We start from the raw sequence: 19585 nt of genomic DNA, 5'->3' as shown, positions 1-19585 counted from the left end.
TCAAGACCTTTGCCGAACGGGACCAGTTGAGTTTCCGACCACAAGCTCCGCTTCTAACAAACACGATTTCGGGGGATCGTCGGGGGCGTTGATCCGTTCTATCAGCATCTCTGCGGCAAGCTCACCCGCATGTCTTACCGAAGAACGAGTGGCGGTAAAGATCGGTACATCTTGACCGTTGCGCATGTATGACAGTTCATCATCATGGGCAATGACAGAGATGTCGCGCCCCATTTTCAAACCGCTCTCTTCCAACGCCCGACGGACGCCAATCGCTGAGATTATCGAAGAAGCCAAAATTGCCGTTGGTGGATCATCCAATTTCAGCATGTCGCATGCAGTTTGATACCCGTAGATTTCGGTCATTTCTGCGCTGCGCAGCAATGCGGGATCAGGGGTTAATTCTGCTTTTTCGAGCGCAGTTAAGTAGCCATTCCTGCGGCGCCGCGCGAAGTCCATCTCTTCTAAACCATTTATCAGTGCGATGCGACGGTGCCCCAGATCGATCAAAAACTGCGTCGCCCGTTCGAATGACCTTTGGTTGTTGACGTCAATCCAGTCATACGGCACCTGCGTACCGGTCGAGCGACCATGCACAATGAACGGCACGCCCAATCGCGACAGGACGGGGATTCGCGGCTCATTCACCTTGGGACCCTGCAAGACAATTCCGTCAACGACACCGCGGTTAAAAAGGCTGCGATAAGATTCCTCTATTGATGTGTCGGGCGCGTGCGTGAACATCATGTCATAGTTATGCTGAGCATACGCACGGGCAGCACCGGCAACAAAATCACCGAAAATCGGATTGACCATTTCGTGCTGAGAAGAAGTTGGAATTACGTGCCCTATCACCAATGACCGCCCTGTCGCCAACCCTTTTGCCCGACTGTTGGGGCGGTAACCATGCTTTGCAGCAGCGGCCTGGACCCGAATTCTCGTTTCCTCGTTCACCTCGGGATACCCGTTGAGCGCGCGACTGACAGTTGTTTGCGACAAGCCAAGGATTTCAGAGAGTTTCTTTAGGTTCATGGGCCTCAAAGCGCCTTCAAATTTTCGCAAAACTTGTATTTATTGGGTTTGCCACTTCAGTCAACTCGTTTTTGATTTATGGCATTTTTTATTAATATTTTGAGATTTGGCAAACGAAATATTGACAGAAATGCATCATTGACGGATAAACCGTGTCATTCAAAGCGCTTTGGAAATTTAAATTCAAAAGGGCGCAAGATACTGTTGGGAGGAAAATCCATGAAACACTCGCTTTACGCAGGCGCGGCCATGTTCGCCCTGATGGCGGGCGCCGCGCAGGCCGAGAAAGTCACCGTCTTTGGCCCGTGGCTGGGACCTGATCAAGAGAACGTCCAAAAGGTCCTGGACGGTTTTGCCGCTGCTACCGGGCATGAATATGCTTATGTCGGCTCGGACAGCTTCGAACAACAAATTCGGATTGATGCCGAGGCAGGTTCCGCAGCAAATGTTTCCGTCTTTCCACAACCGGGATTAGCAGCAGATATGGCCAAATCCGGGTTTCTGACACCGCTTAACGATGGCACTGCGGATTGGATTCGAGACAATTACGCAGCTGGTCAGTCTTGGGTAGACTTGGGCACTTACTCGGGTCCGGACGGGCAGGACAATCTTTACGGGTTCTTTTACAAGGTCGATGTAAAATCGCTTGTTTGGTACGTGCCCGAAAACTTTGAAGACGCAGGCTACGAAGTGCCAACCACCATGGAGGAGTTGAAGGCGCTGACAGAACAAATCGTGGCTGACGGTGAAACGCCATGGTGCATCGGATTGGGTTCCGGAGGTGCGACCGGCTGGCCGGCCACTGACTGGGTCGAGGACATGATGCTCCGCACTCAATCACCAGAAGATTACGATGCCTGGGTTTCGAATGAAATGAAGTTCAACGACCCCAAGGTGATCGCCGCGATCGAGGAATTTGGCGCATTTGCCCTTAATGACGACTTTGTCGCAGGTGGGGCTGGTGCGGTTGCGACAACAGACTTTCGCGATAGCCCCAAGGGGATGTTCAGTTCACCTCCGCAATGCTACATGCACCGCCAAGCGTCGTTTATTCCGGCCTTCTTCCCTGATGGTACCGTGGTTGGCGAAGACGCAGATTTCTTTTACTTTCCGGCTTATGAAAGCAAGGATTTGGGTAGCCCGGTACTTGGTGCAGGAACTCTTTGGGCCATCACTAATGACAGCCCAGCCGCACATGATTTAATCGCTTACCTTCAGACGCCTGAAGCGCATGAAATTTGGATGGCTCTGACGGGTTTTCTGACACCTCATAAGGGCGTCGATACTTCTGTCTTCTCGGATCCTACTCTGAAAAAGATGAACGAGATTCTTCTTGGCGCAACGACATTCCGCTTTGATGGCTCTGACCTAATGCCCGGAGGTGTTGGCGCAGGGACATTTTGGACCGGCATGGTCGACTACACCGGTGGCAAACCCGCGCAAGAGGTTGCCGACGAGATCCAATCCTCATGGGATGCATTGGACTAATCGCAATTGAACAAGGGCGGCCTTCTGGTTTTGGCCGCCTTCCCTTTTCGCAACGGAGAGCGTCATGCATCCGGCATTTCAGGGCCTGCTGACCATTGCCATCGGCGTGTCAGGTTGTGTGGGTTATTTTTACTTATCCAACCAGTTTCTGGACAAAGTTTTGTTCCCACCGCGCGGACCAAATGCTGGCCGCAACATAAACCGGGCGAACATAATTCGGCCATGGCTGTTTCTTTTTCCCGCGGTCGCGGCGCTGGGTCTTTATCTGGCTTACCCAGTCATCGAAACCATGCGGTTATCGCTGACTGATCGTGTACCTGGTGGCGGGTATGAATGGGTCGGCCTGGAAAACTACAAACAGATGGTGGCCGAACCGAAGTTTTGGGAAGCGATGCGAAACAATATGCTGTGGCTTATTGTGGTTCCGGCTTTGTCGACGTTTTTCGGCTTGCTCGTTGCTCAGCTAACCGACCGCATACGTTGGGGAAACGTCGCCAAAGCCATGATTTTCATGCCGATGGCGATCTCTTTCGTAGGTGCATCGGTGATCTGGAAGTTGGTTTATGACACCCGTCCGGTTGAACAGGATCAAATCGGGATACTGAACGCCCTATACATGTTCTTTGGTGGAACCGAGCCTCAAACATGGTTGACCATACCCTTCTGGAACAGCTTTTTCCTGATGGTTGTTTTGATCTGGATACAAACCGGTTTTGCCATGGTCATTCTGTCGGCGGCGCTTCGTGGCATCCCGGAAGAAACTGTAGAAGCCGCAATTTTGGATGGCGCGAACCCATTTCAGATTTTTTTCAAGATCAAGGTACCGCAAATCAAGACGACCATCCTTGTCGTCTGGACCACGATTACCATCCTGGTTCTCAAAGTCTTCGACATTGTGTTCGCGATGACGAATGGCCAGTGGGAGACACAGGTTCTTGCCAACTACATGTACGACAAGCTGTTTCGGGCCAATGACTGGGGCGTAGGCTCAGCCTCGGCGATGGTCATAATGCTGCTGGTTACCCCGATCCTTGTCTGGAATGTGCGTAATGCACGCAATGAGATGAAGTAGGAGCCTGACATGAGTGATATTGCAGGAACCAAGCCCGCCCTGCGTTGGGTCGTCCATCTCTCCGTTATTTTTCTAGTGGTGCTGTGGGTGGTGCCGACTCTGGGGTTGTTTATTTCGTCTTTCCGTACGGCCGACCAGATTGCGACAAGCGGATGGTGGAAATCTCTGTTCCCGTCTGAACAGAACCTGACCTTGCGTTCTGCTGCGGCAGAAAACCAAGTGCTCGAAGACGGAATGTATGTGATCGAAGGCAACCTTTTTGATGCTGGTCAAAAAGCTACAATTTCGAAATGGGGCGTTAGTTCACGTGCGGTGGACGCATTTGAGCCGGGACAGACAGCCGAATTGCGCAGAGGTGGAACCATCACAGTGGATGCCAGCGGCAACTACAGGATGGAAAACGCAGAAGAATTTACCGGGGCTCGGGGCGCACGTGTATTCGTTACCGCGGAACTTCCACCAGAGTTCACGCTGGATAACTATCACAAAGTACTGTTGGCAGAAGATAGCACGGACAGCATGACACGGGCATTCTTCAACACGCTGACAGTAACGGTTCCCGCCACTATCATCCCAATTCTAGTCGCCGCGTTCGCGGCCTACGCGCTGGCATGGATGGAGTTCCCGGGTCGTGCCTTGCTGATCGCTGCAGTTGTTGGCTTGTTGGTTGTTCCACTTCAACTGGCCCTTATCCCATTGTTGAAATTTCATCTGGGGATCGGGATAGGCAAAGGCTACCTCGGTGTATGGATGGCCCACACGGGCTTTGGGATGCCGTTGGCGATTTACCTGCTGCGAAACTACATGGCCGGCCTTCCGCGCGATCTGATCGAAAATGCAAGAGTGGATGGCGCAACCGAGTTCCAAATCTTTACGAAACTCATACTCCCGCTTAGCTTTCCTGCGTTGGCGTCCTTTGCGATCCTGCAATTCTTGTGGACTTGGAACGACTTGCTGGTCGCCAAAGTATTTCTGATCGACGCATCAGGTCAGACGACCGTTATGACCAACAGCATTGTCGAGTTGCTTGGTACGCGCGGCGGCAATTGGGAAATACTTGCAACGGCGGCATTCGTATCGATCGTCGTTCCACTGATTGTCTTCTTTGCAATGCAGAAATATCTGGTCCGCGGTTTGTTGGCCGGGTCCGTAAAATAAAGGCGTGAAATGAACGTGCAAAATAACGCAACCCTAAACAAGTCCTTGCAAGTTTCGTCCAATTGGTGGCGCGGCGGCGTGATTTACCAGATTTATCCACGCAGTTTTCAGGACAGCAATGGCGACGGCATCGGAGACCTGAACGGCATTACTGAGCGCCTAGGCTACATCGCATCCTTGGGCGTGGATGCAATTTGGATCTCTCCTTTCTTCAAATCACCGATGAAAGACTTCGGCTATGACGTCAGTGATTATCGAGCCGTTGATCCGATGTTTGGCACGATGGAGGACTTTCAAACCTTACTTGGTCAGGCGCACGAACAGGGCCTGAAGGTAATGATCGATTTGGTCCTCTCACACACTTCGGATCAGCATCCCTGGTTCAGTGAAAGTCGGGCAAACCAGGAAAATCCAAAAGCCGATTGGTACGTTTGGGCCGATGCCAAATCGGACGGCACAGCGCCGAACAATTGGCTGTCGATCTTTGGCGGCTCTGCTTGGCAGTGGGATTCGCGTCGCCAACAATACTACCTACACAATTTTCTTGGCTCACAGCCTGACCTGAACTTTCACTGTTCCGATGTGCAAGATGCATTGCTGGATGTGGCGCGATTTTGGCTGGATCTGGGTGTCGATGGGTTTCGATTGGACACAATCAATTTCTATTTCCACGACAAGCAGTTGCGAGATAACCCGGCATTGCCGATGGATCAGCGGAATTCCTCAATTGCGCCGCAGGTCAACCCCTATAACCATCAGGATCATTTGTATTCAAAAAGCCAGCCAGAAAACATCGCATTCCTAGAACGGCTTCGCGCTCTGACAGACGAATATCCGGACCGTGCCTGTTTGGGTGAGATCGGTGATGCGCAACGCGGATTAGAAATTATGGGGGATTACACCACCGGCGATAAAAGAATGCATATGTGCTATGCTTTTGAATTTCTTGAAAAACGCGCCGTAACCGCAGCTTATACAAAGCACGTGTTTGATCAACTGGAAGAAAAAGCTGGCGACGCATGGCCATGTTGGGCCTTTTCCAACCACGATGTCCAACGCCACGCTTCGCGTTGGAATTTGGATGAGACGGCCCTTCGTCAACACGCGGTCCTGATGATGTGTTTGCGCGGCTCGGCCTGTTTGTATCAGGGCGAGGAGCTTGGACTGCCTGAAGCCGATGTGCCGTTTGAAAACTTGCAGGACCCTTATGGCATTGAATTCTGGCCCGAATTCAAAGGTCGGGATGGCTGCCGCACGCCAATGGTTTGGATGGCACAAGACGAACAGTCGGGTTTCAGTACCAGTAGCCCATGGTTGCCGGTGAGCACTGCGCAAGCAGAACGCGCCGTCGACCAATCTGAACGCGACCCAAATTCAATGCTGCATCACTATCGCCGTGCGATCGCCCTGCGCCACGCACACTCTGCGTTGAGGTCCGGCACACAGACCGAAATGACACAGAATGGCTCGGTTCTGTCGTTTTTCCGCGAAGACGATGCTGAACAGATATTTTGCGCCTTTAATCTAGGCTCAAGCGCTATCGAAGCCTCACTCCCCCAAGGTGAATGGCGTTCGATCGGCGGGGAATTGGGAAGTGTTTATGGGATTGGAACCGTCAAATTGGACGCCGCTCAATTCTGTCTTCTGGTCAGGGAAACGAGGTAAGCCATGTCGGAACTCAAGCTAACAGATGTGGCCAAAACCTACGGTTCTGTCGATGTTCTGAAGCATATTAACCTCGACATTGAAACAGGCGAGCTTATCGTTTTCGTCGGTCCATCGGGATGTGGGAAATCCACTTTGCTACGTATGATTGCGGGGTTGGAGAAGATCTCAGGCGGCATGCTCGAAATCGAAGGGCAAGTTATGAACGATGTCCCGCCCGCACAGCGTGGCATCGCCATGGTGTTTCAGTCCTATGCCTTATACCCACATATGACGGTACGCGAGAACATGGCTTTCGCACTGAAAATCGCAAAAATGTCAAACGCCGAGATAAATTCCGCAGTCGAGCGCGCAGCCCAAATCTTACAGTTGGAACCTTTTCTCGATCGGTTACCCAAGGCACTTTCAGGCGGGCAGCGCCAACGGGTTGCTATCGGACGGGCGATCGTGCGCGACCCAAAAGTCTATCTTTTCGACGAACCGCTTTCGAACCTGGACGCTGCCTTGCGTGTTGCCACCCGAATTGAAATCGCACGTCTTAAAGAGGCGATGCCTGAGAGTACTATGATCTACGTTACCCATGATCAGGTTGAGGCGATGACGTTGGCCAGCCGGATCGTCGTTCTGGCAAACAAAGGGATTGCTCAGGTCGGTACGCCTCTGGAACTATATGAAACCCCTGACAATGAATTCGTAGCGCAATTCATTGGTTCCCCTGCGATGAATTTGCTGCCAGGCGTAATTTCTGAAACGGGCGATATGACCTCGATCACTCTCGACTCAGGCGGGGTGGCTGTATCTTCGATCGCTACAAAATCTGACCAAATGGGATTGCGTGTAAATGTTGGCGTACGACCCGAGGATTTTTTCCCTGACGACAAATCCACGTTTCTTGAAGGGAACGTCGATTTCATCGAAGCCTTAGGCGAGGTTACTCTGTTGTACTTCGCCAGTCGCCCTGGTGCCGAGGACATAGTCGCAAAATTTCCCGGGATCGAAAAGAACCTGCGTGGGCAAAACGTCAAACTTAACGCTGACCCGGCCAAAGTGCACTTGTTTCACGATGGCCTGTCTCTTCGAAACAGTCGATAGTGATCGAAGTCCTCGGTAAAACGCGATACAGGATCAGGAGGCGTGGCAAAACGCTTTGCGAATAGATTCACATTCCCAAAGCTTCTTTGTACATTTCCAGTACCGCTTCTTCTTCGGCAATATCATCTTTATCCCGCTTACGCAGGGCAATTACCTTGCGCATCACCTTCGTATCATAACCGCGCGCCTTTGCTTCGGCCATGACTTCCTTTTGTTGATCCGCTATGTCTTTTTTTTCAGCCTCAAGGCGCTCAAATCGTTCAACGAACTGACGCAACTCGCCTGCGGTCACCCGGTAGTTAACTTCAGATTGATCTTCGGTGACGTCTTCCATTTGCGTCTCTCCCTGAACTGATATGTGATGCAAGATAATCGGGCAACACGCCGGATACATCGCTACAGCGCAAGGCGCAAGCGCACAATCCAGGCCTCGGCCTTGTGCCAAAGGCGTCGATCCGTTAAGCGCAGACGTAGTTGTACTGGCAAACACGAGAATCCATGTTCGACATTATCGTTTGGGGCGGAGCCGCCCTGTCACTTGCCGGCTTATTCGGTCTTGTCTGGTGCATCTTTCGGGTAATGAAAGCACGCAAGGCCGGTCTTTCAGACGAAGAGTTGCGTGCAACCGTTCAGGGCGTGTTACCCTGGAACCTTGCATCGTTATTTCTGTCCGTTTTGGGTCTTATGCTGGTCATCCTCGGGATTTCCTTCGGATAACCAAGTTGGTCAGACAGGAATGTTATCGAACTGCGCTTCGATTGCGTCTTCACACAGTGCGGCATCCAGACGCCGTAGCCGGGACGGTATCTGAACGCGCTGGGCACGCATTCTGTCAAGCACCTTGCTGACACTTGGCTGCAATTCCAATCGTGTGTCCAGACAAGCACCATGCAGCATTTTTTCGAGCTGTTCCGCCTCGTAGTAGAGATCCTGAGCTGTCATCTGCTTCCTCCCATGTGATGCGACTGTGCTTGATATAGGTAACAACATTAAGACCAACATGAGACTTGATGAACGTCTCGCAATTTCTTGCCGATTGGTGCAAAATCCTGCCGATTGTATGCCGCACGGTTAACTCTTATGCGAAATTTACCCGTGATGCTTTGACTGACATCAAATCGTGAATTGAATAACCTATCATATTCCACTATTTGTATATGATAGCATTCTGATGGAGGACACCATGACCCCAAAAGTGAAAGCTTTCTTCGACCAGCAGACGTTCACAGTGTCCTACGTCGTGCAGGAACCAGCAGGTACCGCCTGCGCGATTATCGACAGTGTACTGGATTTCGACCACGCTTCGGGGCGCACGGGAACTCAGGCCGCGGATCAGATCATTGAATATGTCAAAGACAACGGACTCAAGGTTCAGTGGATTTTGGAAAGCCATGTTCATGCCGATCATTTGTCAGCGGCGCCTTACCTTCAACAGGAGCTGGGCGGTAAGATTGGCATTGGGAAAAACATAGTCGTTGTTCAGGATACATTTGGAAAAGTATTCAACGAAGGCACTGAATTTCAGCGCGACGGAAGCCAGTTTGATGCCCTCTTTTCGGAAGGCGACAGCTTTCATATAGGGCAAATGCGAGGGGACGTTCTGCACACGCCGGGGCATACACCAGCGTGCTTGACCTATGTTATTGGCGACGCGGCTTTTGTCGGCGACACGTTGTTCATGCCGGATTTCGGTACGGCTCGCTGCGATTTTCCGGGCGGATCGTCAGCAACCCTGTATGATTCAATTCAAAAGATTCTGTCCCTGCCAGACGAAACGCGGATTTTCGTTGGCCACGACTACAAAGCGCCGGGTCGCGATGAATATGCGTGGGAAACGACCGTGGGTGAACAGAAGGCATTAAACATTCACATCGGCCAGGGTCGCAGTATTGAGGAATTCGTCGAAATGCGTGATGCCCGCGATGCGACGCTAGCCATGCCGCGCCTTATCCTGCCGTCGCTGCAAGTAAATATGCGCGCGGGACAAATGCCGCCACCTGACGAACATGGCGACGTGATGATGAAGCTGCCGGTAAATAAACTTTGAATCGGCCTAAGGGGCGTCAGGGGAAGCAAAATGTACGTTGAATGGATATGGGGCCTGATTGGTGGATTGCTAATCGGGCTTGGTGCGGCAGTGTACCTGCTTTGCAACGGGCGCATCATGGGCGCTAGCGGTATTTTGGGTAATTTGGTCGAGCGTGGACCGCTGGACAAAAAGATGGAACGACTGATTTTTGTCGTAGGGTTGATTGGGATGCCCCTTTTGCTGCGCCCGCTGATTGCACCTGCCGCTCAAACGCATCTGACAAGCAACATCTCGATCGTTATTCTTGCTGGACTATTGGTGGGGGTTGGAACTCGTGTCGCTAACGGCTGCACTTCAGGACACGGTGTTTGCGGTATTTCCCGGTTCTCTTTGCGCGGGATCGTTGCGACGGTGATTTATATTCTGGCCGGTGCTCTGACTCTGGCGTTGTTCCGAAATGTTTTGGGGTTGATATGATGCGCGGTTTGTTTGCTTTTGTCGCCGGATCACTTTTTGGAACCGGGCTATTGATCTCGGGGATGACTAATACGCGCAAGGTTCAGGGTTGGTTGGACATTTTTGGTAATTGGGACCCTACGTTGGCCTTTGTAATGGCGGGGGCGATCATACCGATGTTGCTGGCTTGGCGCTTGACCCGCGGCAGAACGCCTTTAGTCGGCGGCCAATTCCCGGCCAAGCCAAGTATGGAAATTGATCGTCGTCTCGTTGTCGGGTCTGTATTATTTGGGATGGGTTGGGCCTTGGCGGGATTGTGCCCCGGTCCGGCGATGGCATCGCTCAGCTACGGCGGAATCAACGGGGTTTTGTTTCTCATCGCAATGATTGCCGGCATGTTGGCGGCGCCACCTCTGGGCAGACAACTGGACAGGCTCGCAAACGCGTCCTAATCAACTGCCATGGAGATTCGTCGAATAACACACCGCTATGCCGTTTCACCGCAAATCACTGTTGATGACGTGCCAGCCATCGCAGAGGCTGGTTTTGTCAAGGTGATATGCAACCGTCCAAACACAGAAGTTCCAACCGAAATGCATTCAGATGCGATCGGAGAGGCTGTTCGCGCTGCGGGGATGGAATACGAAGTTCTGGAGTTGACACATCAGACGATGACTCCGGAAAACGTCGCCCGCCAAAAGAGTTTGGCCGAAAGCTGTGAAGGCCCAGTACTCGCCTATTGCGCTTCCGGGACCCGATGCTCGGTCGTATGGGCACTTGGGCAGTGCGACTGCATGAGTGCCGAAGAAATTTTAGAAGCGACAAGCAAGGCTGGATACGCTTTGGAAGGACTGCGCCCAGCTTTGGAACAGATGGAAAAGTCGCAAAGTTGAATTGATTTTATCCCACGGGCTCCTGCTCGTCGGTTTCATTTGAACCGGCGAATTGCCTGATATCGCTCAAGTTATGCTCCGGAGTCGCATATGTCACTTGTTGACGGTCAGGTACGATCAGTTCGGTCGAGTCCATCGTAACAGGCTTGATGACTTCACGGGTCGGTTCTACGGCTTGCCAGTCTTGGGGTTCGGGCGCCAGGCCGGTTTGCATATGCAGGCTTTGATCAGAGGCCAAAAGCGCCGGCTCGCGCACCTGTTCATTGATACGAATTGCGCGCATACCACCGCTTTGACCTAAACGCCCCACCGCTATTCGCGTCCTGTCAATTGTTGTGATTTCGGTATGATCCAGACGGACCCCATTCAACGGCACTACATCACCAATCTGCAGGTTTGATAACTCCGCCAGTGGTAATGACATGCGGCAAATCACAGATTGCAGTTCGGCCCGGATCACTCCGGCGGCCTGATCCAGATTTGGGCCATTGTCGACTGATTCCACAGCCTCGGCATCTTCGGTTACCGTTGTTTCCGGCAAAACGACGCACACGTGACCCTGCCGAGCACCTCCCGCCAACTCCCCAGTCAGGTCAAATACGCGGTATGAGGCATCAATCAGGGCCAGAGTTAGCGAGCGCAAATCTTTTGCGCGTGCGGAAAATTCCAGTCCTGACAGGCTTGATACATCCGTTGGCGCGTCCACCAATTCTTTGGCGCGTCGCAACACCCCTTCGGCCAGAGGAGACGTCATTGCGGCATCAGTATCCGTAAATACACGCGACTGAGGCGGATTCGCCAAAACCTCTCCAATCGTCTGTTTTTGCAGTATTGCCGAAACGCAACCTGGGTCCAGACAAAAAGCCGCAGGTCCTGTGTTATCTGAGTCCACCAGCAACAATAACCAATCGTCCTGAACAGATTTACACAGTTCGGACGGCATGCGTGTGGCTTGTTTCGCGCCAATCACAGTGAGTGACAAGTTGAACTTGTCTTCGGCCTCGCGCGCGCATGCTAAGCGAAGCGCCCGCAATACCGAACGATTGCCTCTCGCGGCATTGTCTTGCCCAGTCGAAAGCTTGCGCACTAAGGCTGCGTTGACCTTTTCCGTCATGGCATCGAGTCGCCGTAAAATATTGATCCGTTACCCAGTGTACTCTGCAGACGGTTACAAATGTATTTATGACCAATTTATTGTGCAGCCTGTTGATAGGCCACCGGCAGACTCACCCGGAACGCCGCTCCGCCATGCCCCGGTAAGTACGCAATGTCGCCCCCAAGGCGCTGCATGATCTCACGGCAGATCGCAAGTCCCAGGCCTGCACCACCCGCTTTGTCCGAGCCGACCCGCGCAAATTTCTCGAACACCAATGCTTGAGCCTCGGCTGGAATACCGCTGCCATTATCGACGAAATCGATCACGACTTGTCCACCGACATCATGGGTCGATATGGTCAATTCTGGCAAAGCTGCATCGCAATATTTCTGTGCATTGGAAATTAGATTGATGAATACCTGTCCTAGCCGGTCAAGGTCAGTGTGCAGTTGGATGCGTTCGCTCGCGCGAACCCGCCGAACGCTCAGCTTTCCGTCGCCGCCCGCCAACGCGCCGGAAATGGCACGATCCAGAACCGCACTCAGACTTCCGTCGCCGGTATTCAAGCTGACTTGACCACTCTCCAACACGCTGAGATCCAACAGGTCGTCCAATAGCCTCGTTAAGCGTAAAGCCTCGTCATGGATGATGGCTGCATATCGTGTTTGCTCTTCTGCGCTTAAACCGTCAGTGTCTCGCAAGATTTCGGAAAATGCGCGGATTGATGTCATCGGAGTTCGCAGCTCATGGCTCACTTGGCTCAGAAAGGCGTCCTTCTGCTTTGATACCTGGGTCAGCTTGGTGTTTGCTTCGCGCAGTTTCAGGGCAGTCCGACTCAGCTCGTTTGATTTGGCTTCAAGCTGACTGGAATATTCCAACAACTGCGCGGATTCGTCTGCAACGGCCAGCAGGTCTTCTACAGATACCGAAGCCCCGCCAACAATCTGACCGATCATCGCGTGTGCTGTCGCCGCACCGACAGAACCGCTCAATTCACGTTCAAGCCGCTGCAAAAAGCCGGGGGTGGGTTCGGGCAGTCGACCTGTACGGCCGTTTTGCCTTTCGGCTTCCGCTTGAAAGAACTCCTGGGCCGGAACTACCCCAAGAATTCGCTGTGTCATGATCATCAGATCTTCGCTTTGGGCTACCGATCCTGTCCAGCCTTGCGGTGCAACAGAATGGTCAAAAACATTCACGAATTGCGCACCCTGCAAACGTTCCAACGGACTGGGAAAACTTAACAGCGAAGCAACACAGAACCCGATTGTATTCAAAGATAGGGACCACATCACGGAATGGACCATAGGATCGATTCCTTCAATCCCGAACAGGGCTTGCGGCCTTAGCCAACCCCACCCAAAAGGCCCGTTTTCAATGACCGAGATCGGAATAATCCCACCGCCCATTCCCGGTAGTAACAGAGTATATATCCACAAGATAAATCCAATGCTCAGCCCAACCAGCGCACCGGTTCGGGTGGCTCCTCGCCAAAACAGTCCGCCCACCAACGCGGGAAGAATTTGGGAAATTCCGGCAAAGGCCACCAGCCCGATTGAGGCCAGCGCTGCCCCCCCACCCGACACGCGATAATAGAAGTATCCCAGCGCCATAATAACTGCGATGGAGACCCTGCGTGCCATCAACACGATCGTCCGAACATCACCCGAAACGGAGGCTGAACCTTCATGTGTGCTTAACCAGATCGGCATCACCACGTGGTTCGAAACCATAGTCGACAAGGCCATTGCCGTTACGATAACCATCGATGTGGCAGAAGAAAAACCGCCGATAAACGAAAGCATTGCAAGCCAGTCATTGCCCTGAGACAGCGGCACTGTCAGCACGAATAAATCCGGGTTTGACCCTTTGGGCATAAGGTCCAACCCAATTACCGCTATCGGAACGACAAACAGGCTCATCAGCAGCAGGTACAGTGGGAAAGCCCAAGCAGCCGTTCTTAGATGGCTTTCATCATCATTTTCTACGACCATGACCTGAAACATTCGCGGCAGGCAGATAAATGCAGCTGCCGATAAGAAAGTAAATGTGGCCCAGCGGCTTGCATCTACATTCCATTTGCCGATCTCCGACGCGTCTATGCGTTCCATCATCGGAGCCAATCCACCGGCAATACCCCAAACGACGAAGATCCCAACCGCCAGCAACGCAAACAATTTCACAACAGATTCCAACGCGATCGCGGTGACTACACCATGATGTCGTTCATTCACATCCAAGTTTCGTGTTCCGAACAGAATGGCAAATACCGCTAGTCCTGCGGCCACCCAAAACACGCTGGATCCCTCTCGATACAGACCCGTTGGGTCTGCCTCGGCAAAAATCGAGAAAGACAACGTAATCGACTGTAATTGCAGCGCGATATAGGGTGTTCCGCCCACTACCGCCAATGTCGTCACGCAGATAGCCAAGGTGTTGGACTTACCGTACCTGGAAGAAATCAAGTCCGCGATAGATGTGACGCGCTGGCTGCGCCCAACCCTTACCAGCTTTCGAAGACCCCACCACCAACCGACCATTACCAAGGTTGGGCCCAAGTAGATGGTAACGAACTCCAACCCCGAGCGGGCTGCGTTTCCGACCGCACCATAAAATGTCCAAGCTGTACAATAAATCGACAAAGACAATGTATAAATCAGTGGCGAGCGTAACCATTTACCCCGCCCTGCTGCCGCTAGCCGATCAGCGGCAAAGGCAACACCGAATAACAGCACCACATAGCCCAGACACACAAGTATCAGGACATTCAGCGTTGCCATGTGTCCGCCTCCGCATCACCTTTTTCACGCGCAGCAAGCCTCCTTGCCGCAAAGCCAAAGACGACATTGATCAGGATCAAAACAGCCCAGCAGGCGAAAATATAGAAAATCGCCGCGGATAGCGGCACTGCGCCGGTCCCATCACTTTCATCCGGCCAAAGTAACGGAACGGCAAGTAATGCAGCACCAAGGAACGGCAACAAGCGCGCCGCGTCCATCAAACGGCGCCGACGATAGCTTTGCCTTTCCAGAAACAAAGACGGTCGTCGGTGCTCGCCCTGTTCTTCTGGGGTCATAACCGCGAAGCCTGAGCATGAAGGTCACGCACGGCAGTCAAAACTTCGGCATTCGAAAACGGCTTGGTCATGAACCGGCTAACACCGGCTTTTTCCGCCATTTCCCGATCCCGTGATTGTCCCCGTGCGGTCAGCATCAGAACAGGCAATCGCTGCATATCCTGGTGCTCGCGCAGATCGCGAAGGATCTCCATACCGCTTTTGCCCGGCAGCATTACATCCAGAATAACCAAATCCGGTTCGGCTGCCTTGATCACCTGAACAGCGTCTGTGCCTTCAGCGTGCGTTTCAACCTGCCAACCTTCACGAGTTAGCAGAAATCGGATCGCCTCGGTAATGTTGGGCTCATCCTCAATCAACAGAACCTTACGGCTCATATTTGCAATCCCTCCCCATGACCGGTGGCGCACAGGACCGCCCGTCAGGGGTAGATTAAGCGCTCTGTCAGGAAACTGTCAAAAGCCTTCGCTCAGAATTGATGGTTCGCGACGCGAAGAGCATTCAGTTTTTGGACAAATCCGACAGCTGGTTCCGACTTGCAAAGGTGCTAACCCTGATTGAGGACTGTCATCAACCGGCAGAACCAACATTACCGAGCGATAAACGGGATCGGTCCCAAAGGCCGAGGCAGGTTGCGGCCAAGCAACCGCGTAACAGTTGAATTCTGCTGCATTTCTCCCAAGTTGCACAACACGCTTTCGGATCGGCACGAGTGGGCGGTTTAGTGCCGCAAATACTGGCCAAAGTGGGCACGCCTCGCCATGTCGAGGCATGGCAAAACCGGGTGTCGGCTTGTAAAACAAAACGCTGCCAGAAGCGTCGCAGATCACCAAACCTGCTGGTTGTGACATCATTTTTTCGGGCAAAGTGGCAATCCGACGCAATACCGTCGGAAGATCTACCGAAAACATTTGGGCAAGAGCCAGCGGTTCCGGGTTTGCTGGATCAAACACTTCCGCCAATTCACTAAGCGGCAAGGCCCGTGCATCACTAACATAAAGATCGAGGACATCAGACGCGATCGTACGAGCAGCCGCTGTATCAAGATCTTCCAGTGGAACGCTGTTGATATCACTATCGACTTCTAGATCGGGGAAATGGAAGCCGATCTTATTAAAAAACGCTTCGACCGCGTCTAGCGGGGCAACGCGTAATTCCCCCTGCCCTTCGCTATCGTCCAGATATGTCACCAATGCCTTTGAACTTTCCGCCAGCCGTTCGGCATCCTGGTGCAGGTTTCGATGGAAACGATCCCGCCAAGCCGCTTCTATCTCACCTGGCTCGGCTAAAATGGCGGCAGTCGAGCGAATGGCCGCAGCCGTCGACAAAACCTCGTGCATTGATGCCGCCAGATGCGGATCATGCGTAAGGCGATCAGATAATGTTTCAACCGTGCGCTCCAAGGATACAACCCGACGGTGCATTTGCGCCAGAACAGCTGACCATCCGGGAAAACGCCCTGCGAATTCTTCCATTCCGTCAAGTTCAGGCTGTTGACCAACTGCGTCTGCGGCAGCTTCGCGAAGCGCCGAAATCAACGTTTCTTCGATACCCTGGGTCAGCAAAGAAGGCTCAACCGACAGCGCTCCGGCTATATCCATCAACAATTTTCCGCCAATCCTGCGACGGTTGTGTTCGATCAGGTTCAAATACGACGCAGAAATCCCCACTTGACGCGCCAGTTCTGCTTGGCGCAGACCCGAAATCTGCCGCCGTTCGCGTATTCTACTGCCTGTCAGTGTGTCCCGCATGATCAAACTTCCTAAAGTGAAAAACCGGTAATTTCAGAGAAGTTTTCAGTTTTTCTTATTGATTATAAAATTTTACCCCGGTGTTTCCAACATATCTTTACACCGTTGACAGAAATGAGGCAGCAGCTGAGTTACCTAAACGCATGCTACCCCTTCTCATTGCAGTAAATACCAGTCACCATGCGTATATGAGCGACCCTGCTTTCGAATATGCCCCCATCGGCCTTGTCGAGTTGGAAAACCGTATCATCCGTCGATGCAACCTACAGTTTGCGCGGACCTTCGGTGGCGAAGAAGCGGAATACCGCAACATGCCGTTGCTGCACCTTTATCCGTCCGTCGCCGATTGGGAACGGATCGGTGCCCGCAGTTTAGAGGTAATGCGGGACACAGGCTATTACTCGGACGAACGTGTGATGCGACGGCGCAATGGCAATTTGTTTTGGTGCCGCGCCAGGGGGCGGTCGCTGACTCCGGACGACCCCTTCCGCCATGGAATATGGAGCTTTTCCGACATCTCCGAAGAGCGGCCGCTTGTGGAGTTGACGACCCGTGAACGCGAGGTAGCGATCCTCTCGTGCAGAGGTTTGTCCGCAAAGGAAATCGGCGCGGAATTAGGGTTGAGTTATCGCACAATCGAGGCGTACAGAGCCCGCCTGCTAGAAAAATTCGGCGCGCGAAAACTGCCAGAGCTGGTGGCCAAGTTGTCAGGAATGCCCTTGTAAACGAAACTTGCGCAGAAATTTGTGGGAAAGCCCCTGCTTTTGAGGGTCAGACGATGCTTTTCTTGACCAACTGCTTCGCTTATAACGCTGCGTAATCAAATCAAAGCCTGGGCAAAACAAACGGGCCAAAGGGGAACCTTCGAGGACACTCATGACAGATACCAAACACGAAGCGGATGTAGCGTTCATCAAGGCACTGGCCGAACTGTTGCGCGAAAACGATCTGACTGAACTGCAGGTAAAACGGGAATACGGAGAGGAGGACAGCCTTAACGTCCGCGTAAGCCGCCTATCGCAAACGGCGCCGGCCGCTCCGGTTCAGGTTTCAGTGCCAAGCGCAGTCCCTGCCGCACCGGTCGCCGCCCCGGCGGCAGCACCTGCCGTGGTCGAAGCTCCTGTGGCTTCGGAAGATCCCGCCAGCCACCCTGGTGCAGTGACTTCACCCATGGTCGGCACCGTTTACATGCAGCCTGAACCAGGGGCACCCGCCTTCATCACTGTCGGTGCTTCCGTTTCCGAAGGCGACACATTGTTGATCGTCGAAGCCATGAAAACGATGAACCATATTCACGCGCCCAAGTCCGGTACTGTCAAACGCATTCTTGTCTCAGATGGCGACGCCGTGGAATTCGGCACTCCTCTTGTGATCGTTGAGTAAGGCGGGCCAATGTTCGACAAAATCCTGATTGCCAATCGAGGCGAGATCGCCCTGCGTGTGATACGCGCCGCGCGCGAGATGGGGATTAAGACGGTCGCCGTCCACTCTACCGCCGACAGCGACGCGATGCATGTACGCATGGCGGACGAATCTGTTTGCATTGGTCCTCCGCCCAGCCCGCAAAGTTATCTTTCTGTACCTGCGATCATTTCAGCTTGTGAAATAACAGGTGCGCAGGCAATCCACCCCGGCTACGGCTTCTTGTCCGAGAATGCCGAGTTCGTGCAGATCGTCGAAGACCACGACATCACCTTTATTGGCCCGACTGCCGAACATATTCGCGTCATGGGAGACAAGATTACTGCCAAGGATACGATGAAAGAACTTGGTGTTCCATGCGTTCCGGGTTCGGACGGTGGTGTGCCTGACCTCGCAACGGCACGGAAAATCGGCGAGGAATTTGGTTATCCCGTTATAATTAAAGCCACAGCAGGCGGCGGCGGTCGCGGTATGAAAGTCGCCATGAGTGCTGACGAAATGGAAAGCGCATTCATGACCGCCCGAGCCGAGGGTAAAGCTGCCTTTGGCAACGATGAAGTGTATATCGAGAAATACCTGACCACACCGCGCCACATTGAAATCCAGGTCTTCGGTGATGGAAAAGGTAACGCCGTGCATCTGGGCGAGCGCGATTGCTCTCTGCAGCGCCGCCATCAGAAGGTGTTTGAAGAGGCCCCCGGACCCTGCATCACCCCGGAGGAACGCGCCAAAATCGGTAAGGTCTGCGCGGATGCAGTTGCCAAAATCAATTACATTGGCGCAGGAACCATCGAGTTCCTGTACGAAAATGGTGAATTTTACTTCATTGAGATGAACACCCGTCTGCAAGTGGAACACCCAGTGACCGAAGGCATTTTTGGCGTTGATCTGGTTCGCGAACAAATTCGCGTTGCCGCTGGCGAGCCTATGTCGTTCGGTCAGGACGATCTGGAAATCAACGGTCATGCCATCGAAGTACGGATCAATGCTGAAAAGCTTCCGAATTTTTCACCCTGCCCAGGTAAAATCACAGCATATCATGCTCCCGGCGGTCTGGGAGTGCGAATGGATTCAGCACTTTATGACGGCTACTCGATCCCACCTTACTACGATTCATTGATCGCGAAACTGATCGTTCAGGGACGTGACCGGGCCGAAGCATTAGCCCGTCTTGAACGCGCATTGGGCGAACTGATTGTGGATGGCATTGATACCACCGTTCCGCTGTTTCACGCTTTGCTTCAGGAACCAGACATTCATAGCGGTAATTATAACATCCACTGGCTGGAGCGCTGGCTTGCGGAGCATATGGCCCAGTAAGAAAATCGGATCGGGGGGAGCAATCCCCCCGGTTTCAG

General features: G+C 52.9%; 21 protein-coding genes. 13 read left to right on the top strand and 8 right to left on the bottom strand.

The annotated features are described in order from the left end of the window. Positions 1 to 1032, bottom strand: a complete 1032-nt coding sequence (locus AC2FNV_RS12990; RefSeq protein WP_170604834.1) for a substrate-binding domain-containing protein — start codon at positions 1030 to 1032, stop codon at positions 1 to 3. A 219-nt stretch (positions 1033 to 1251) separates the two neighbouring features. On the opposite strand from AC2FNV_RS12990, the gene AC2FNV_RS12985 reads away from it, so the two are divergent. The 5 genes from AC2FNV_RS12985 (at position 1252) to AC2FNV_RS12965 (ending at position 7507) form a co-directional block, all read left to right on the top strand. Beyond that, positions 1252 to 2520, top strand: a complete 1269-nt coding sequence (locus tag AC2FNV_RS12985; RefSeq protein WP_170604832.1) for an ABC transporter substrate-binding protein — start codon at positions 1252 to 1254, stop codon at positions 2518 to 2520. Positions 2521 to 2584: 64 nt separating this feature from the next. After that, complete coding sequence (locus tag AC2FNV_RS12980; protein ID WP_170473382.1) at positions 2585 to 3592, top strand: carbohydrate ABC transporter permease; 1008 nt, start codon at positions 2585 to 2587, stop codon at positions 3590 to 3592. 9 nt (positions 3593 to 3601) lie between these two features. Continuing rightward, positions 3602 to 4750, top strand: coding sequence for a carbohydrate ABC transporter permease (locus tag AC2FNV_RS12975; RefSeq protein WP_170604830.1), 1149 nt, complete (start codon positions 3602 to 3604; stop codon positions 4748 to 4750). A 9-nt stretch (positions 4751 to 4759) separates the two neighbouring features. Then, entirely contained in the window at positions 4760 to 6415 is a 1656-nt protein-coding gene (locus AC2FNV_RS12970) for an alpha-glucosidase (RefSeq protein WP_170604827.1), read from the top strand. A 3-nt stretch (positions 6416 to 6418) separates the two neighbouring features. Continuing rightward, entirely contained in the window at positions 6419 to 7507 is a 1089-nt protein-coding gene (locus AC2FNV_RS12965; protein WP_170604825.1) for an ABC transporter ATP-binding protein, read from the top strand. 67 nt (positions 7508 to 7574) lie between these two features. Here AC2FNV_RS12965 and AC2FNV_RS12960 read toward each other — a convergent pair whose 3' ends face one another. After that, positions 7575 to 7841, bottom strand: coding sequence for a DUF2312 domain-containing protein (locus tag AC2FNV_RS12960; protein WP_170604824.1), 267 nt, complete (start codon positions 7839 to 7841; stop codon positions 7575 to 7577). Between the two features lie 164 nt (positions 7842 to 8005). Between AC2FNV_RS12960 and AC2FNV_RS12955 the strand changes: the two genes are divergently transcribed. Further along, complete coding sequence (locus AC2FNV_RS12955) at positions 8006 to 8224, top strand: hypothetical protein (protein WP_170473394.1); 219 nt, start codon at positions 8006 to 8008, stop codon at positions 8222 to 8224. A 9-nt stretch (positions 8225 to 8233) separates the two neighbouring features. On the opposite strand, the gene AC2FNV_RS12950 is transcribed toward AC2FNV_RS12955, so the two are convergent. After that, positions 8234 to 8449 (bottom strand): hypothetical protein, encoded by a 216-nt coding sequence (locus tag AC2FNV_RS12950; RefSeq protein WP_170473396.1) that lies wholly within the window; start codon positions 8447 to 8449, stop codon positions 8234 to 8236. Positions 8450 to 8690: 241 nt separating this feature from the next. On the opposite strand from AC2FNV_RS12950, the gene AC2FNV_RS12945 reads away from it, so the two are divergent. The 4 genes from AC2FNV_RS12945 to AC2FNV_RS12930 are packed head-to-tail and all read left to right on the top strand — an operon-like array spanning position 8691 to position 10885. Next, positions 8691 to 9554 (top strand): MBL fold metallo-hydrolase, encoded by an 864-nt coding sequence (locus tag AC2FNV_RS12945; protein WP_170473399.1) that lies wholly within the window; start codon positions 8691 to 8693, stop codon positions 9552 to 9554. A gap of 30 nt (positions 9555 to 9584) precedes the next feature. Next, a complete protein-coding gene (locus tag AC2FNV_RS12940) occupies positions 9585 to 10013 on the top strand; it encodes a YeeE/YedE family protein (RefSeq protein ID WP_170473402.1) in 429 nt (142 codons plus the stop codon). Next, positions 10013 to 10444 carry a DUF6691 family protein gene (locus AC2FNV_RS12935; protein WP_170473405.1) on the top strand — a complete coding sequence of 144 codons (432 nt, stop codon included), beginning with the start codon at positions 10013 to 10015 and terminating at the stop codon, positions 10442 to 10444. The genes AC2FNV_RS12940 and AC2FNV_RS12935 overlap by 1 nt, the downstream gene beginning before the upstream one ends. A 9-nt stretch (positions 10445 to 10453) precedes the next feature. Further along, on the top strand, positions 10454 to 10885 hold the full coding sequence (locus tag AC2FNV_RS12930; protein WP_170604822.1) for a protein tyrosine phosphatase family protein: 432 nt from the start codon (positions 10454 to 10456) through the stop codon (positions 10883 to 10885). Positions 10886 to 10892: 7 nt separating this feature from the next. Here the strand turns inward: AC2FNV_RS12930 and AC2FNV_RS12925 are convergent, their stop codons facing one another. The 5 genes from AC2FNV_RS12925 to AC2FNV_RS12905 all read right to left on the bottom strand — a co-directional run bounded on the left by AC2FNV_RS12925 (position 10893) and on the right by AC2FNV_RS12905 (position 16805). After that, positions 10893 to 11999, bottom strand: a complete 1107-nt coding sequence (locus AC2FNV_RS12925) for a FliM/FliN family flagellar motor switch protein (protein ID WP_170604820.1) — start codon at positions 11997 to 11999, stop codon at positions 10893 to 10895. 77 nt (positions 12000 to 12076) lie between these two features. Continuing rightward, positions 12077 to 14758, bottom strand: a complete 2682-nt coding sequence (locus AC2FNV_RS12920; RefSeq protein WP_170604818.1) for a sensor histidine kinase — start codon at positions 14756 to 14758, stop codon at positions 12077 to 12079. Continuing rightward, complete coding sequence (locus tag AC2FNV_RS12915; RefSeq protein WP_170473415.1) at positions 14746 to 15054, bottom strand: hypothetical protein; 309 nt, start codon at positions 15052 to 15054, stop codon at positions 14746 to 14748. Before AC2FNV_RS12915 ends, AC2FNV_RS12920 begins: the two co-directional genes overlap by 13 nt. Continuing rightward, on the bottom strand, positions 15051 to 15431 hold the full coding sequence (locus AC2FNV_RS12910) for a response regulator transcription factor (RefSeq protein ID WP_170473417.1): 381 nt from the start codon (positions 15429 to 15431) through the stop codon (positions 15051 to 15053). The genes AC2FNV_RS12915 and AC2FNV_RS12910 overlap by 4 nt, the downstream gene beginning before the upstream one ends. A gap of 78 nt (positions 15432 to 15509) precedes the next feature. Beyond that, entirely contained in the window at positions 15510 to 16805 is a 1296-nt protein-coding gene (locus AC2FNV_RS12905) for a helix-turn-helix transcriptional regulator (protein WP_170604816.1), read from the bottom strand. 188 nt (positions 16806 to 16993) lie between these two features. Between AC2FNV_RS12905 and AC2FNV_RS12900 the strand changes: the two genes are divergently transcribed. The 3 genes from AC2FNV_RS12900 to accC all read left to right on the top strand — a co-directional run bounded on the left by AC2FNV_RS12900 (position 16994) and on the right by accC (position 19547). Next, positions 16994 to 17530 carry a LuxR C-terminal-related transcriptional regulator gene (locus tag AC2FNV_RS12900; RefSeq protein ID WP_170473423.1) on the top strand — a complete coding sequence of 179 codons (537 nt, stop codon included), beginning with the start codon at positions 16994 to 16996 and terminating at the stop codon, positions 17528 to 17530. A 151-nt stretch (positions 17531 to 17681) separates the two neighbouring features. Next, a complete protein-coding gene (accB, locus tag AC2FNV_RS12895; RefSeq protein ID WP_170473426.1) occupies positions 17682 to 18188 on the top strand; it encodes an acetyl-CoA carboxylase biotin carboxyl carrier protein in 507 nt (168 codons plus the stop codon). Positions 18189 to 18197: 9 nt separating this feature from the next. Further along, a complete protein-coding gene (gene accC / locus AC2FNV_RS12890; protein WP_170473429.1) occupies positions 18198 to 19547 on the top strand; it encodes an acetyl-CoA carboxylase biotin carboxylase subunit in 1350 nt (449 codons plus the stop codon). Positions 19548 to 19585: the final 38 nt, after the last annotated feature.

The organism is Ruegeria sp. BHSA163, assembly GCF_059613365.1.
Note: the sequence above shows the minus strand (reverse complement) of the source record. Positions and strands in the feature narration are given on the sequence as shown.